At 65.0% G+C, this 16,326-nt stretch carries 11 protein-coding genes and 1 pseudogene; 7 read left to right on the forward strand and 5 right to left on the reverse strand.

Going from position 1 to position 16,326, the window contains the following annotated elements; genetic code table 11:
* Nucleotides 1-151: 151 nt before the first annotated feature.
* The 5 genes from CI805_RS17875 to CI805_RS17895 all read left to right on the forward strand — a co-directional run bounded on the left by CI805_RS17875 (nucleotide 152) and on the right by CI805_RS17895 (nucleotide 6,947).
* Nucleotides 152-2,242 (forward strand): TonB-dependent receptor domain-containing protein, encoded by a 2,091-nt coding sequence (locus CI805_RS17875; RefSeq protein ID WP_260928053.1) that lies wholly within the window; start codon nucleotides 152-154, stop codon nucleotides 2,240-2,242.
* Nucleotides 2,229-3,176 (forward strand): alpha/beta hydrolase, encoded by a 948-nt coding sequence (locus CI805_RS17880; protein ID WP_260928054.1) that lies wholly within the window; start codon nucleotides 2,229-2,231, stop codon nucleotides 3,174-3,176. Before CI805_RS17875 ends, CI805_RS17880 begins: the two co-directional genes overlap by 14 nt.
* Before the next feature lie 144 nt (nucleotides 3,177-3,320).
* Nucleotides 3,321-4,238 (forward strand): LysR family transcriptional regulator, encoded by a 918-nt coding sequence (locus CI805_RS17885; protein WP_260928055.1) that lies wholly within the window; start codon nucleotides 3,321-3,323, stop codon nucleotides 4,236-4,238.
* A gap of 67 nt (nucleotides 4,239-4,305) precedes the next feature.
* Nucleotides 4,306-5,544: a putative DNA modification/repair radical SAM protein gene (locus CI805_RS17890; RefSeq protein WP_260928056.1), complete on the forward strand. Its 1,239-nt coding sequence runs from the start codon at nucleotides 4,306-4,308 to the stop codon at nucleotides 5,542-5,544.
* The gene (locus tag CI805_RS17895) at nucleotides 5,541-6,947 is read left to right on the forward strand and encodes a UdgX family uracil-DNA binding protein (protein ID WP_260928057.1); all 1,407 of its coding nucleotides are present in this window, start codon (nucleotides 5,541-5,543) and stop codon (nucleotides 6,945-6,947) included. The genes CI805_RS17890 and CI805_RS17895 overlap by 4 nt, the downstream gene beginning before the upstream one ends.
* A 17-nt stretch (nucleotides 6,948-6,964) precedes the next feature.
* On the opposite strand, the gene CI805_RS17900 is transcribed toward CI805_RS17895, so the two are convergent.
* Nucleotides 6,965-7,414, reverse strand: coding sequence for a GNAT family N-acetyltransferase (locus tag CI805_RS17900; RefSeq protein ID WP_260928058.1), 450 nt, complete (start codon nucleotides 7,412-7,414; stop codon nucleotides 6,965-6,967).
* A 168-nt stretch (nucleotides 7,415-7,582) separates the two neighbouring features.
* On the opposite strand from CI805_RS17900, the gene CI805_RS17905 reads away from it, so the two are divergent.
* The gene (locus CI805_RS17905) at nucleotides 7,583-8,914 is read left to right on the forward strand and encodes an MFS transporter (RefSeq protein ID WP_409934961.1); all 1,332 of its coding nucleotides are present in this window, start codon (nucleotides 7,583-7,585) and stop codon (nucleotides 8,912-8,914) included.
* Between the two features lie 137 nt (nucleotides 8,915-9,051).
* Here the strand turns inward: CI805_RS17905 and CI805_RS17910 are convergent, their stop codons facing one another.
* The 3 genes from CI805_RS17910 to CI805_RS17920 form a co-directional block, all read right to left on the reverse strand.
* Entirely contained in the window at nucleotides 9,052-10,062 is a 1,011-nt protein-coding gene (locus CI805_RS17910; RefSeq protein ID WP_260928059.1) for a polysaccharide lyase family 7 protein, read from the reverse strand.
* Nucleotides 10,063-10,253: 191 nt separating this feature from the next.
* Nucleotides 10,254-12,296, reverse strand: a complete 2,043-nt coding sequence (locus tag CI805_RS17915) for a TonB-dependent receptor (protein WP_313958553.1) — start codon at nucleotides 12,294-12,296, stop codon at nucleotides 10,254-10,256.
* A gap of 93 nt (nucleotides 12,297-12,389) precedes the next feature.
* A complete protein-coding gene (locus tag CI805_RS17920) occupies nucleotides 12,390-12,788 on the reverse strand; it encodes a hypothetical protein (protein ID WP_260928060.1) in 399 nt (132 codons plus the stop codon).
* 177 nt (nucleotides 12,789-12,965) lie between these two features.
* Between CI805_RS17920 and CI805_RS17925 the strand changes: the two are divergent.
* Nucleotides 12,966-15,118 (forward strand): annotated as a pseudogene (locus CI805_RS17925) (TonB-dependent receptor).
* A gap of 50 nt (nucleotides 15,119-15,168) precedes the next feature.
* Here CI805_RS17925 and CI805_RS17930 read toward each other — a convergent pair.
* Nucleotides 15,169-16,182, reverse strand: coding sequence for a glycerophosphodiester phosphodiesterase family protein (locus CI805_RS17930; RefSeq protein WP_313958606.1), 1,014 nt, complete (start codon nucleotides 16,180-16,182; stop codon nucleotides 15,169-15,171).
* Between the last annotated feature and the right edge of the window lie 144 nt (nucleotides 16,183-16,326).

A 16,326-nucleotide genomic window follows, 5' to 3' on the forward strand; every position in this document is an offset into this window, starting at 1 on the left:
TCAGCGCTCCGCATCGTTGAAAGGGCGATGCCGATCAACTTGCGTTTCGGTGCATTGATAGTCCAAATAATGATATTGCGACGCGCTTGCAATACTGAAAGTGCGCTGTTAGGTGGCCGCCTCTCGTCAACAGACTGCATTGGGGGCCCATATGCACAAGCGACCTATCCTGATTTCTGCAAGCCTGTCGTCGCTGGCGATTACTCTTGCGCTGGCTACACCGGCCGTCGCGCAGAGCGATTCAGAAACGCAGGATAAATCCACGACCAGCGACATCGTCGTCACCGCATCGACCCGCGAGCAGAGCGTCATCGAGGCGCCTGCCTCGATCTCGGTCATCACGGCGGACCTGCTGGCCAAGCGCCCGATGGCCGATCTCACCGACGCCCTGCGCGACGTGGAGGGGATCAACATTACCGGCAACTCGAACACGCGCGATATCTACATTCGCGGCATGCCGGGTGAGTACACGCTGCTGATGGTCGACGGCATCCGCCAGTCCACGCGCGACACCCGCACCAACGGCACCGGTGGTTACGAGCAGAGCTTCACCCCACCCGCCGCCGCGATCGAGCGGATCGAGGTGGTGCGCGGGCCGATGTCCACGCTCTACGGTTCCGACGCGATCGGCGGCGTCATCAACATCATCACCCGCACCGTGCCCGATCACTGGGGCGGTTCGATCGGCGCCGACTATGTTCTGCAACAGCACGGATCGAGCGGTGACTGGTGGCAGGGACAGTACTACCTCGCCGGGCCGATCGTCGGCGATACCTTGGGCCTCCAGACCTGGGGCCGCATCTATCATCGCAGCCAGGACGATATCGTTGGCGGCAATTACGGCGGGCGCGACTATAACCTGACCGCGCGGCTTGGCTGGAAGCCCGCGCCGGGGCAGGACATCGTGATCGAGGGCAACACCACCCGCGTCAAGCGCATCGCCAGCGCCGGTGATACGCTCGCTGCAACCGGCACCAGCAACTACAACGTGACCCGCCGCAACGAAGGCTCGATCCGCTGGAACGGCGATTGGGACTGGGGCACCAGCGCGCTTTCGGTGATGCGCGAGAGCAGCCATTACCGCAGCTATACCGCCGATGGCGACGGCGGGTTCACGCAAGCCGTGCGTAATCCGCGCATCACCAACACGGTCGCCAACGCGCTGTTCAACGTGCCGCTGTTGGGGACGCCGCTGGGCGACCATCATCTGGCCTTCGGCGGCCAGTACATCTGGAACCGCCTGACCGACATCAACCCCGGTCTGCGCGACAATGTGGAGCATCACTTTGCGGTGTGGCAGCGCGCGCTGTTCGTCGAGGATGAGTGGCAGCTGGCAAAGACCTTCGCGCTGACCGGCGGGCTTCGTTTCGACGATCACCAGATCTACGGCGGCCACTGGACCCCGCGCCTCTATGCGGTGTGGGACGTGCTTCCGGCGTTGACCGTCAAGGGCGGCGTTTCGACCGGCTTCCGTGCCCCGGAAGTCCGCGTGATCGCGCCGGGCTATGCCTATACCACCGGCGGTTCGGGCTGCACCTATGGCCCGACCGGAACCTGTGGCGTCATCATCAGCGATCCCAACATCAAGCCCGAGACGAGCACCAACTACGAGTTGAACGTGCTCTATCATCCTTCTCCGGCACTGTCGGTCGGCGGCACGGTGTTCCGCACCAACTTCCGCAACAAGATCGAAAGTGCGGTGGTGTACGACGCGGATGGCAATGTCGCGCGCTGGAGCGAGGACACCAATTACGCGCTCTATTACAATTACAACGTCGGCAAGGCGCGGATGCAGGGCTTCGAGTTCACCGCGCGCTGGAAGCCGCTGGCGAACCTCTCGTTCAAGGCGGGGTATACCTATACCGATTCCAAGCAGAAGACCGGCACTTATGCAGGCTTCCCGCTGACCCAGACGCCCAAGCACATGGCCAATGCGCGCGCCGACTACGACCTGTCGAGCCGCGTATCGCTGTGGACCTCGCTGACCTATCGCGGCGACGAGGTGAACGCCGGATCGCGCGTGGGCACCAACGGCAAGCCGATCTACAGCGGCACGACGCTGGTGGGGCGCCTGTACCCTTCGTACTTCCAGGCGGATATCGGCGGCAGCTATCGCCTGCGTCAGGACGTGACGCTGAAGCTGGGCCTCTACAACATTACCGACAAGCGCCTTGATGTGGCGGACTACAACATGCAGGGCGACGGTCGCCGGATCTGGATGGGCATCAATGCGGACTTCTAAATATCTGATCGCCAGCCTCGGCATCGCAGCGGCCCTTGCCGCCTGCGCCGCCGGGGCGCAGCCGCGCCTCACGGCACAGACCGGGCCGACCGTGGTGGAGGCGGGCTCTGCCGTCTACCGCTTCGAGCATTTCACCGTCCCCTCGCAGGACGGCAAGCGGCACTACGATATCGAGGTGGGCATTCCCAAGCGCCCGGCGCCGCTGCGAGGCTATCCTGCCGTCTATATGCTCGATGGCGGCGCGGCGATCGAGGCCTTGAGCGAGGATCTGCTCAAGCGCCTCGATGCAGGCGGCGATCCGCCCGTGCTCGTCACCATCGGTTATGTCGGTCAGCCACGCTTCGACGTGAAGGCGCGCGCCTATGACTATACGCCGCCCGATCCAAGCAAGCCTGACGTCACCGACGATCAGAACAGGCCGGGCGGCGGCGCGGCGGACTTCCTCCACCTGCTCCGCAAAAGCATCAGGCCGCAGGTGGCGCGTCTGGTGCGGGTAGACCGTCACCGCCAGACGCTCTGGGGCCATTCCTATGGCGGGCTGTTCGTGGTCTATGCCGCGACCTTGCGCCATTCCGGCTTCCAGTCGTTCGCGGCGGCGGACCCGGCGCTATGGTGGAACTACGGCTCTGGCCTGCGCACGGCGCAAGCCTTCGCCGCGCATCGCCAAGGGCCGCCCCGGCACATCTCGATCATGGTCGGCACCAACGAGATGGGGCCGCGCCCCGGTAGGCCGCCGCGCGTCAATCCGATGCGAACCTCGGTCCCGCCCAATGCGGCCCGCGATCTGGCCGAGCGCCTCCGCGCCTCGGGCCAGGATGTCGGCTTCGCGCAATGTGCCGGCGCGGGGCATGGCGACATGTTCCGCATTTCGCTTGTACGAACGCTGCGGAATGTCGCTGCACATGAGGGCGCGCTCTCCTGCGACGTGGATTGAGCTGCCACGTGATGATGCTCCTGCCGGTTCCGGTTTGACAGACAGGTTTGCGGAAACGGCAGGAGCGGACGAACAATGTCAGCAATGATTTGTCGCATAAATATTATCGCGAATACCTCTCAGTATCGATAATGCGACGGTGTTATGCATTTACCGCCCAATCTGCTGCTTGTGCTGGCCGTTGTGCTGCAGACCCGCAATGTCGGGACGGCGGCGCTGAAGCTGGGTATGAGCCAGCCCAGCGTCAGCCGGGCATTGTCCCGGTTGCGCGAGGCTCTGGGCGATCCGCTGCTGGTTCGTTCGGGCACCAGCATGGCGCGCACCCGGCGGGGTGATGAACTGGTCGAACGACTGTCCGAATGGATGGTCAGCACATCGACGCTGCTTGCCGAACCGGCGTTCGACCCCGCGCGGGCACAGCGCCGTTTCCGTATCGCTTCGACAGACTTCGGGGTGATGGCGGTCCTGATCCCCGCCATGGCCCGGCTGCGGGATGAGGCGCCGGGCATCGCCATCGATGTCGTCCCGCTCAGTCACGCCGCGCATCGGGGGCTGGCCAACGGTGAGATCGATCTGGCGATTTCGGGCCTGGATCACGACCCTGCCCAATTGCATGCCCTGCCGTTGTTCGAGGACCGTTTCGTCTGCGTGACGCGAAAGGACCATCCGTTGGCAGGTCCGCAGGCGGGTGCGGTGTTGCTGGAGGAACTGTTCGCGTATCCCCATCTCGCGCTGACCGTCAGCGAAGCTGCGTTCGATCGGGTGGAGCGGCGATTTGCGGGCATGGCTGAACTGCGCCGCGTTGCGGCGAGTATTCCCTATTTCGGCCAGGCGGCGGGGCTTCTCCGGGCCGCGGACCTGGTGATGGTCGTTCCTTCGCGTCTGTTGATGGAAAGCGTGATGGCCGATGACCTTGTGACAAGACCGGCGCCCGACGCGATGGGAGAGCTTGCGTACCGGGTGCTGTGGCACGAGCGCAGTCTGCGCGATTCAGGTTCGCGCTGGCTACGCGAGCTTCTGGCCGCGCAATGTGCCGCCCCGCCGATCCCGATCGCTGCGTGACCGCTGCCGTTTTCCGGCCCAGCCATGCTGACTTGCAGTGCCATGAATTGGAACATATGAAGAACATATGTCTCGTGACGACCTGCTTGACCGACTCGCAATCCTGGCGGACGCCGCCAAGTACGATGCCTCCTGCGCTTCTTCGGGCACCGCTCGCCGCGACAGTCGCGATGGCAAAGGGCTGGGTTCCACGGAAGGAATGGGTATCTGCCATGCCTATGCGCCCGATGGCCGCTGCATTTCGCTGCTGAAGGTTCTGCTGACCAACCACTGCGTGTTCGATTGTCATTACTGCATTAACCGCAAGAGTTCGAACGTCAGGCGCGCGCGTTTCACGCCGGCAGAAGTGGTGGATCTGACGCTGCGCTTCTATCGTCGCAACTACATCGAGGGCCTGTTTCTGTCCTCGGGCATCGTCAAATCGTCCAATCACACGATGGAACAGATTGTCGAGGTCGCCCGGACCCTGCGCACCGTGCATGATTTTCGCGGATACATTCATCTCAAGACCATACCGGAGGCCGATCCGGACTTGATCGCCGAAGCCGGACGCTGGGCCGACCGGGTTTCGATCAATGTCGAACTGCCGACGGAAGCCGGGCTTGCGCGTCTGGCGCCTGACAAGAAGGCACCGCAGATCGAAGGCGCGATGAAGGGGGTCTCGCAGGCCATCGTCGAGGCGAAGGACAGCCTGCGCCGGTTCCGCCATGCGCCTGCCTTCGCGCCGGCGGGGCAGTCCACACAGATGATCGTCGGGGCCGACGGCGCCAGCGATGTGCAGATCGTGTCGCGCGCTTCCTCGCTCTATGACCGCTTCGGTCTGCGCCGCGTCTATTATTCGGCGTTCAGCCCGATCCCCGATGCCAGCGCGGTACTGCCGCTCCAGCGTCCGCCCCTGTTGCGCGAGCACCGGCTGTACCAGTCCGACTGGTTGATCCGCTTCTACGGCTTTACGCCGGAGGAGGTGGGCAGCGCCGCCGATCCCGGCGGGATGCTGCCTCTCGATATCGACCCCAAGCTGGCGTGGGCACTGCGGTTTCGCGAACGCTTTCCGGTCGATCTCAACCGTGCCCCGCGCGAGGATATGCTGCGGGTGCCGGGGCTGGGGACCAAGGCAGTGGATGCGCTGATCGTCCTGCGACGCCAGCGCCAGATACGGCTGGAGGATGTAAGGCGGCTGGCGGGCGGCTGGCGCAAGCTGCGCCCTTTCGTCGTCACGCTGGACTGGCGACCGGTAACGTTGACGGATCGCGACGACTTGCGCGCGCGCCTCGCGCCGCCCCGGCAGATGGAACTGTTCGGGTGATCGCGATCGAACTGGCGGCACCGGACGATTTCGAGACCTGGCGAGTCACCGCCCGACGACTGGCCGAAGCGCGTATCGCGCCGGATCGGATCGCCTGGCGTCTGTCCGGGACGAACGGGGATCTGTTCGCGCAGATGCAGGAAGGTCTGCATGAGGTCCGCGCTCTACGATCGGTGCGGGCAAGCCGTCTGTTTATCGAGATGGCGCAGAGCGCAATCCTCCATGTCGACCCTGCACGCTTCGATCTGCTCTATCGCCTGCTCTGGCGTTTGCAGGATGAGCCACGATTGATCGACGATGCCGCCGATCCACAGGTCGCAAGAGCGCTCGGACTGGCACGGCAGGTGCGCCGGGAAATCCACAAGATGCGCGCATTCGTGCGGTTCAGGACGCTTCGCGAAGAGGATGGCGAAGACCGTTATGTCGCCTGGTTCGAGCCGGAGCACTATGTGGAGCGGGCAAACCTTGCCTTTTTCGCGGGGCGCTTTGCCAGCCAGCGCTGGTCGATCCTGACCCCCCGCCTGTCGCTGCACTGGAATGGCCATGCGCTCCATGAAGGGCCCGGCGCGACCCGGAACGATGCCCCATCAGAAGACGCTACCGAGGATCTGTGGCTCGGCTACTACCGCTCTATCTTCAATCCGGCGCGGCTCAAGATCGGCACCATGCTGCGGGAGATGCCGCGCCGATATTGGAAAAATATGCCCGAAGCGCGCGAGATCGGGCAGATGATTGCTGGGGCGCAGGCTCGCGAGGCAGCGATGATCGATGCCGGGAGCAGCCGGTTCGACACTCTGCGCCTGCCCGACAGTCTGGATGCCGTGGCAACGGGCATTGCGGCCTGTCGGCGCTGTGCCATCGGCTGCAACGGAACGCGCGCGGTAATGGGCGAAGGGCCACCGGAGGCATCGCTGATGATTGTGGGCGAACAGCCCGGCGATACCGAAGAGGCGTCTGGTCGGGCTTTCGTGGGGCCAGCCGGGCAGGTGCTGGACCAGATGCTTGCAGCGGCCGGGATCGCTCGCTCGCAGGCCTATGTAACCAATGCGGTCAAGCACTTCAAGTTCACGCCGCAGCCCCACGGCAAGCGCCGGTTGCACCAGAACCCGACAGCGGGCGAGATCGATACATGCCGCTGGTGGCTCGATGCGGAGCGCACGCTGGTGCGCCCACGCGTGATTCTGCCGCTCGGAGCGTCCGCCGGACGCGCGCTTACGGGGCGAACGCCCAGCGTTGCACGGGAGCGAGGCGGGGCTTCAACCCTGCCTGACGGCAGCGTGCTGTGGCAGACGATCCATCCCAGCTATCTGTTGCGTCTCGATGGTGAGGCAGGCCGACGCGAGGAGACGAAATTCGCCGACGATCTGACGGGACTTGCAGGCCTTCTGGAACAGATTGCCTGATGCGCTGGTGCCTTTTGTCAGGCTGCTGAGGTATCGTCTTTGGCTGCCGTAAAGCGCTTGCGCAGAAAGTAACGGCGCTGGCCGACGGGATGATCCTCCAGCGTGCCGAACACGTCGAAACCCAGTTTTTCGTAAAAAGCGCGCGCCTGAAATTCATACGTATCGAGCCAGAGCCCGATGCAGCCGTGTTCGCGGGCAATCCGCTCGGCCTCGACAATCAGTTTCGAGCCATAACCGCCGCCACGCAGGGCTTCGGGCACGGCCAGCAGTTCGACGAAGAGCCAGTCGTAGGAGCACTTGCCCCACAATCCGCCGACATGGTTGCCATGTTCGTCGGTCAATAAAATGGCAACCGGGCGAAGCCGTGGATCGCCGCCGTGTGCCAGATTGTAGGACCGCAACGGCGCGAGCACAGCGTCGCGCTCGGCATCACCGGGGGTCTCGGGAATTGTCAGGCTGATCGTCATCGGAGCAGGACTTAGCGGGTGAAAGGGCAGGGGTTCAATCGCTTCGATCAGGAGGCTTGCAAGAGCTCTGAATGCAAAGATTGCAACTGCACCTTAAAGACGGATGTGGGGGCGGGCAAATTGCTCTAAAGGGCTACGATTCGTAATTTTCGATAAGGGTATGGTTCAGTGACGGCAATCAGCGCAGGTTCGGCAGGAGCGGAACCGGCGAACCGGGGCGGCGGCGAATATCGCCGCAACGCAAAGATTCTCACCGCCAGTCTGGTGGGCACGGCGGTCGAGTTCTACGACTTCTATGTCTACGCGACGGCGGCAGCGCTCGTGTTCGGGCCGCTGTTCTTTCCGGTGGATTCGCCGTCTGCCCAGCAGCTTGCAGCTTATGCCAGCTTTGGCGTCGCATTCCTTGCGCGCCCGCTTGGCGCCACGCTGTTCGGGCATTTCGGCGACCGCGTAGGACGCAAGTCCACGCTGGTTGCCTCGCTGCTGCTGATGGGCGGCGCGACCGTGCTGATCGGCGTGCTGCCGACATATGCCTCCGCTGGATGGCTGGCCCCGTTCCTGCTGTGCCTGATGCGCTTCTCGCAAGGCCTGGGGCTCGGCGGTGAGTGGGGCGGCGCGGCGCTGCTGGCGGTCGAAAGCGCGCCGCCGGGCTGGCGGGCGCGCTTCGGGATGTTCCCGCAGCTTGGCGCACCGGTGGGTTTCCTCGCCGCCAATGGCCTGTTCCTCGTGCTGGGCAGCTTGCTGGGCAAGGACCAGTTCGTGGCCTGGGGCTGGCGCATTCCCTTCCTGCTCAGTTCGGTGCTGGTGGGGCTTGGCCTGTGGATCCGCTTCCGTCTGGTCGATACGCCGGGCCTTGCCCGGATCGAAGCCGAAGAACATTCGCGCGGCATCCCGATCTTCGAGCTGTTCCGCACGCACCTGCGTGAGACGCTGGCCGGCACCTGCGCCGTGATCGTGTGCTTTGCGATCTACTACCTCACCACGGCTTTCGCGCTGGGCTATGGCACCAAGACGCTGGGGATCGGCCAGCAGGCCTTCCTGGGCGTGCAGCTTTTTGCGATCCTGTTCATGGCGGTGGGTATCGTGCTGGCAGGCTATGCGGCGGACCGCTGGAGTTCGCGCGCGGTGCTGATCGGCGGCAGCGCCGGATCGGTGATCGTCGGCCTGCTGATGGGCCCGATGTTCGCGACCAGTTCGCTGACCGTGATCGCGGTGTTCCTGTCGCTGGGGCTTTTCGTGATGGGTTTCGTCTACGGACCGCTGGCCTCGTTGCTGCCGCAACTGTTCGGCGCACGGGTGCGCTACACCGGCTCGTCGATCGCGTTCAATGTCGGTGGCATCCTCGGCGGCGGCTTCGCGCCGGCGATCGCGCAAAGCCTCGTGTCGCGAGGCGGCGTGCTCTATGTCGGCATGTACATCTGCCTTGCCGCCGTGCTCAGCCTGATCGGCCTGATCAGCGTCTCGCGTCACACCGAGGCGCGCTTCAGCGCAGCTGCTTAGGGCGGTTTTCGGAGCAACAGGTGATTTCACCTGATGGAATAGCTCCAGAGCGTCCACGAAACTGGCGGTCTTGGGTGAGGGCGCGCTCTCACCCACCAAGGCCAGACTCCAGCAGGCCCGCCGAAGCTCAGGGAAGCTCAGTCCTGATCACGATCATCCCGGTAGGGATGTACGACATCGTGGGCGGGCCGTGACAGAGCCAGAAACGTCACGCGGGCGCGGCCGGTGCCGATGGTGCCTGCTTTCGCACCGGGCCGCGTCACCTGAAGATAGGCGCCCGCCTTGAAGTAGAGCGCCTTGCCCGGCCAGAACGGCCCGATCGGATCGCTGCCGGCATATTCGATGCCCTTGTACCGCACCCGTACCTGCAGCCGCTCGGCATTTGCATCGATGGTATAGGTGAAGGGCTTGCCGAGCGGAATATCCGGCTCCGAACCATCCTTTGCCGTCAGCTTGAACACCGTTTCCTCGCGATCCTCACCCGCCTTGTCATCGACGAAGAACAGCGATCCGTCCTGCGAGTAATACAGGCGGCAAAGCTCGTCCTTCGGGCCGTGGATCTGGCCGATCACCACGCGGGCGGGGCGGGCGTCCTTCGGCTTGTCCGTCTCGTTCTTGTCGCTGTCATCGTCATTGGCATCGTCCCCGGAAGTATCGGAGGCGTCGAGCGATGTGTCGGGCAGTTCATCCACCTGCACGCGCGCAGAGAAGCGGCCCGCATCTGCCACGGTCCATGCGTATTCGTGCCCGGCCCCGTCCATCTCGCGCAGTTCGGAGCGGGGGTATTTGGTGCCCCTGGTCATCGCGCCCTCGACGGGAACGGTGAACGCGATGGAATTGCGCGCCGCCTCGAACCATGGCGGCACGGAAAGCCCGGTCAGGCGGTAGAGTTCTACCGCATCATGTTCGCCGCTGACCTCGCCCGCTTCGTTGACGGGCAGGGTGATCTTCCACATCGAGAGGTCGATCTTCGAGGGCGGCCCATGCCGCACGCCGGGCAACCGCTCCTCGATGGGCGGCTTATCCTCCTGCGATGCCGCTTCTCCGGCAGTGCTTTCCATCCGGTCCTGCGCGCAGGCGACCGTCGCGATCAGGCCGAACAGCGCAGCGAAAAGCGAGGATCGAAGCGGAAGACGACCGCGCAGCATTCGAGAGAGCCCCCTTCAGACGCCAGCAACGACGCCAGTGATGGCCCGAATGACCATTCGTTGCGATGCAGCATAGGGGCGGTTCCAGAGGCAGGGTATCGCCGATGCCCCCGGAACGGAGCTTGCGAGGCAAGAATGGCACCGCGACGGATCAAAAAACCGTCGCGGTGCCGGTAAGAGCGGGTAATAGGTTACGGCAGTGCGATGCGCGTCACGAAGCGCACGTTGCGACCGGGGGCCTCGACCTCGTCCTTGTTGAGCGCGGCGGCATCGCGCTGCACGTCGTCGGTCAGGTTCTGGCCCACGATCGCGAACTCGACGTTCGGGTGCTGGGTGAACGGACGCCAGGCGACCTGCATGCCAAGGTCGTAGTAGCTGCCGGTGGCCGTATCATAATCGCCGAAGTCGTCCTGACGGCCGACGTACTTCAGCATCATGCCCATATCGAACTTCTTGCTCTTGAAGTCGACGCCGCCGCCCACGCGGAACGGGGGGATGCGGGGTACGTTGCTGCCGTCGTCCAGCGTGGCGCGCACATAGTCGCCCATGGCCTTGAGCGTGAAGGTGCCCTGATCGGTGGACACCAGATCGTAGCTCGCCTGCCCCTCGACACCGCGGAAGTGCGCATCCTGCTGGCGGTAGAACAGCTCCTTGAGATCGCCGTCGCCACCAACCGAGCACACGCCGTCATCGTCGCACATGCGGCCCGTCAGGTCGCCGTAGATGAAGTTGTGGAACCAGGTGGAGTAGACGCTGCCCTCGAAGTGGAAGGCGCCCGAATTGATGCGCAGGCTGGCTTCGAGCGAATTCGCGCGCTCGATCTTGAGCGTGGGATCGCCGGTCTCGTACGTGTTCGGGCCGTCATGGCCGCCGCGTGCGAACAGCTCGGTCTGCGCGGGAGCACGCCCGGTGCTGGAGAACGTCAGGCCCAGCTTCACAGCGTTGCTGGCGGTCCACAGCGCGCCGATGGCGCCGCTGACAGGCGTGAAGCTCGTGTTGGTGGGAACGTTGCTGGCAGGCGTGCCGTCCACCGTCACATGCTCGATGCGGCCACTGCCCTGCAGCTTGAGGCTGTCGGTCAGCGGCATCTCGGTGAAGATGTAGCCCGCCTCGCTCTCGGTGGTGGTGGGATAGAGATACGAGGCATCGTCGCCCACGGCGGAGAAGTCGCGATGGGTGTACTCGCCGCCGATCGCGGTGTTCGAAAGCGGGCCGATGGCGCCCAGCTTCAGTTCCGCGTGGCCGTCGAACTCCTTGTTGTGGAAGGTCGTGTCGACGGTGCCGTCGGGCTCGACTTCCTTGTGCTGGTAGTTCGCATAGGAGCCGTCGAACGTCAGCGTCTGGAGCAGGCCCGAGCCGAGATCGATGCTGTCGCGGCTGATGTACTTGGTCTGCTTCATCACGATATGCGTGGTGTCGCTGGGGATGCCGTAGTCGGCATTGTACTGCACGACCGCGGCGCCGATGTGGCTGTCACCGAAGAAGTAGGAGCCGCCCAGCGAGCCGCCGTGCGCGTGATCCCACGAGTTGTCCTGCGTGCCGTCCGGCGTGTCGTAATCGCCCGCGTGGCGATAGAAGGCATCGGCGTGGAGCGCGAAGTCGCCCACCTTGGCATCGACCAGCCCTGAGGTCTCTGCGGTATCGGCATTGGTGCCGTAACTGCCGTTGAGTTCGCCCGAGATCGTCTCGGCAGGCAGCTTCATCGGCACGCGGTTGTTGAGCACGTTGACGACGCCGCCGATGGCCTGGCTGCCATAGCGCAGGGTGCCCGCGCCGCGCACGACCTCGATATCCTGCGCTGCCAGCGGGTCGATCGGCACGCCGTGGTCGGGGCCGATGTCGGACACGTCGGAACTGCTCGAACCGTCCTCAAGGATGCGTACGCGGGTCGAATCCATGCCGCGGATGATCGGGCGGCTGGCGCCGGTGGCAAAGCCGGTGGCCGAGATGCCCGGCACGTTGGCGAGCGAATCCGCGATGCTGGCGCCGCCCGCCATCAGCACGGTGTCGCGGTCGATCTTGGTCGCGATCGCGGGGGTATCGTTGATGTCGGCATTGAACGGCGAGGCGGTGACGACGATGGTGTTGGTCGTGGCGGCAGACTTTGCGGTGCTGCCCGCAGTGGGGGCGGTGCTGCCCGCAGCAGTCGTTGCAGTCGTCTGCTGGGCCAGCGCCAGCGCAGGGGTAAGGGCGGCGGCGAGCGCCACGCCGGAGAGAAGAACGGTACGCATCATGTAACTCCGTGAACCTTGGGCGCTGCGTATTTCGGTGTGTCTCGCAACGCCGGTTCGGCCCCGAAACCGTGGGGCCGGTATCAGTCAAAAAGGTCAGGTCCGGGAGGAGGCAGGCGGCCCCCGGATGCGCGAGCGCGCAGGGGCGGTCTGGGCGTGACCGACAGGGCGCAACACCGGGGAGGGTGCGACGTGATCCGGCTGGAGAGGTGCGAACTCGAAGGGCTCGGGCGCGAGGTAATGGCCCGAAAGGGCCTCCTCGCGGCAAAGCGGGCATTGCGCGGGATCGTCGCCGTCGCCCGGATGGCGGTGCGTGAGGATAGGCGCGGCGTGGGAGACTTTGTGTCCCTCCAGCGCCGGGCCCAAAACAGGTGCCGGTAGTTGCGGCGGCGGCAGATGGGCGATGGCATGGGCCTGCACCATCAGGCTCTGCGCCACGATCAGCAGCACCAGCAGCCATACCAGACGCACAGACGCTACAGCGCGTTCACCCAAAGGGGATGCGCTGCCGTTCCGGCAGAAGGCATGGTGAATCGGGTGAGGCTCATCGTTGCTGGATTGTTACGTTATCACATAGCATTGCGTCAATCGTTTTGAGGCGCTAGAGGGGTATTGCGACAACGATACGTTGTATCATTACAGCTCTAAAGGAGGAATAGTCGGGTGCGACAGATGAGGGTTTCGGTCAGGGCGGCGGCGCTGGCCGGATGCACGCTGGCGGCATGGTTGCCCACGGTGGGCCATGCCGAGGATGCGGCTGCCGCATCTTCGGCAGTTCAGGCAGAGGATCAGGACAGCTACCATCGGCGTCCGGGTGACGACATCATCGTGACGGGGGTGCTGCCGATGCGGCGTCAGGATACGCTTTCGGGCGTCGCGGTGCTTCAGGGCGAGGCGCTGACCCGCGCGGTGCGTCCGTCTATCGGCGAGACGCTGGCGCACGAGGCAGGCGTTTCCGCCACCTCGTTCGGCCCAGCGCCTCGCGTCCGGTGTTGCGCGGCCTTCAGGGCGAGCGCGTGCGCGTGCTGAGCGACGGGATCGGCTCGATCGACGTGTCGAACACCTCGGTCGACCATGCGACGGTGGTGAACCCGCTGCTGGCCGAGCGGATCGAAGTGCTGCGCGGGCCGCAGTCGCTGCTCTATGGTTCGTCCGCGATCGGCGGCGTGGTCAATGTGATCGACCGCCGTATCCCGCGCGACGTGCCGGACGAGCCCTACCACGTCTCGGCGCTGGCGGGCTACGGCTCGGCGGCGAAGGAGCGTTCGGTCGCAGGCTCGGTCGATGTGCCGCTGGACAGGCACTGGGTGCTCCATGCCGACGGCAGCTATCTCAAGAGCGACGACATGCGCATTGGCGGCCATGCGCTGACCCCGGCATTGCGCGCGCAGGCGCTGGCCTCCGCCCAGCTTCCCGCAGAAGACGCGGAAGAGGGTGAGGAGCCGATCGATTTCGCCGCCAATGCGGCAGTGAAGGGCAAGCTGCCCAACTCGCAGGCCAAGACCTGGACCGCAGGCGCAGGCCTTGCCTATATCGGTGACAGCGGCTCGTTCGGGGTGTCCTATGGCCACTACGACAGCCTCTATGGCGTGCCGATCCGCTTTGCGACCGAGCCGGGCGCCGAACAGGAAGCGCCGCGCCTCAGCCTCGTGCAGGATCGCGTCGATGCCCGCGCCGAGATCAATGCGGGCGGCAGCGTGATCGACAAGGTGACGCTGCGTCTGGGCTATGCCGATTACCACCACTTCGAGCTGGAAGAGAGCGGGGAAGTCGGCACCGCGTTCTACAGCAAGGGCATGGAAGGGCGCCTCGAACTCGCCCAGACCAGGCATGGCGTCTGGCGCGGTGTTACGGGCGTCCAGATGTTCACCCGCGATTTCAACGTGGTGGGCGAGGAAGCCTTCCTGCCCAAGAACGCGACCGAACAGTACGGCCTGTTCACCCTGCAGGAGCTGGACTACGGCGCGCTGAAGATCGAGGCCGGTGCCCGGATCGAGCACACGTTCCTCTCGGCAAGCCCCAGTGCGGAGCAGTCGGACCAGTTCTTCTCCGGCTCGCGCAGCTTCGATGCCTTCTCGGGCTCGCTCGGCGCGTCCTATGGTCTTTCGGACAACTGGCGCGTCGGCCTCAACGTCTCGCGCACCGAGCGTGCCCCGGCGGCGGAAGAGCTGTTCGCCAATGGCCCGCATGCCGGGACCGAAGCCTATGAGGTCGGCGATCCCGACTTCAAGCTGGAGCGCGCGGTCAGCGTCGAGGCGACGCTGCGCGGGCAGGGCGAGGGCTATACTTTCGAAGCCTCGGCCTACCACACCTGGTTCTCGAACTTCATCTACGAGGATCTGACCGGCGCAATCGAGGACGGTCTGCCCGTCTATGCCTTCCATCAGGCCGATGCGCGCTACTATGGCTTCGAGGCGCAGGGCTCGCTGACGCTGGCGAGCATCGGGCAGGCGAAGATCGTCGGCGATGCGCTGGGTGACTGGGTTCATGCCGAAGTGGTCGGCGTCGGCCCTGCGCCGCGCATCCCGCCCTTGCGCGTGCTGGGCGGCCTCACCGTGCAGACCCCGATGGTCGACGTGCGCGGCGAGGTGGAACATGCCTGGAAGCAGGACCGCACCTCCGAGTTCGAGACGACGACGCCCGGCTACACGATGGTCAATGCCTCGGCGACGATCCGTCCGTGGGGCAAGGAGCGCCCGCTCAGCTTCGTGGTCTCGGCGAACAACATCTTCGATGTCGTCGCCCGCCGCGCCGCCTCGTTCCTCAAGGACTACGCCCCGCTTTCGGGCCGCGACATCCGCGTGACCGCAAAGCTGGACTTCTGATCAGCGAAAACCCCGGCCGGATGCTAATCCGGCCGGGGTTTTCTCTATGCTTACGCCATCCCGTCCACGGCCTGACGGCCAAGACCGGGATCGTCGGTGAAGAACGAATCAATGCCGGTCGCGATCAGGCGGCGCATGAACGCGACGGTCGCCTTGTCCTGCCGCGCGGCATCGCCGCCGGGGCCCTGAAAGTCGGTGGGCAGGAACTTGTTCTCCGGGCGCACCGTCCAGGTCGAGACGAGCAGACCCGCCGCATGGGCATCGCGCACCAGCGAGGTCGGCTTGCCGAGCGGCCCCATCTTGCCGGTGATATCGCCGAACGGGATGATCCCCTGCAGGACCGGGGCAACCCAGTCGGCATAAGTCTTCATCTCGGCAAGCCCCGCAGGCGTCTGCATCTGGTTGAACGTCAGCGTGCCACCTGTGGCCACCACGTCTGCCGGACGCATGTCCAGCGGCACCGTCAGCTGGAGCAGTTGCAGCTTGCTGTAGGCGCCGATGCGCGGGCGCAGCCACTTGAGGTTGCCCACCTCGAAGCTCTGCACGATCACTGGCGCGGTCGAGAGGTAGTGGCTCGCCGCCACCCGGTCGAGAAAGCGCTGTTCCTGCGGCAGACCGATCTTCGCGAAGTAGGTCGAGTGCTTGATCTCGGGGATGAGGCCGATCGTGCGGCCGCGCGCCGCGCTTTCGGCGGCCACGAAATCGGCGATCTCTTCCAGCGTCAGCAGCTGGAACTGGCCCGAGTAGCTGTTGCTTTCCGGGCGGAAGTTCCCGAGCCGCTCGATCGCCCGCAGCGTCTTGATCTCGGCGAGGGTGAAGTCCTCGGTAAACCAGCCGGTGATCTTCTGTCCGTCGACGACCTTGGTGGTGCGGCGGTCGGCGAACTCGGGATGATCAGCGACGTTGGTGGTCTCGGCGATGTTGTTCTCATGCCGGGCGATCAGCGCGCCGTCCCTGGTCGAGACAAGATCGGGCTCGACGAAGTCCGCGCCCTGCTGGATCGCCTTGGCATAGGAGCCCAGCGTATGCTCGGGCCGCAGCGCCGAGCAGCCGCGATGGCCGATGACGAGCGGTTTCTTCTTTGCCGCCGCCGCCTTGCTCGCCGCGAGTACGGGGCCCGCAGCGCCAAGCGCCGCCCGGTGAGGGCGACGCCGGCTCCGGCGCGGATCAGGCCGCGCCGGGAGAGGTTGGTTTCAGTCGTCTCGCTC

It is taken from the genome of Novosphingobium sp. 9, assembly GCF_025340265.1.
Lineage (GTDB): Bacteria > Pseudomonadota > Alphaproteobacteria > Sphingomonadales > Sphingomonadaceae > Novosphingobium.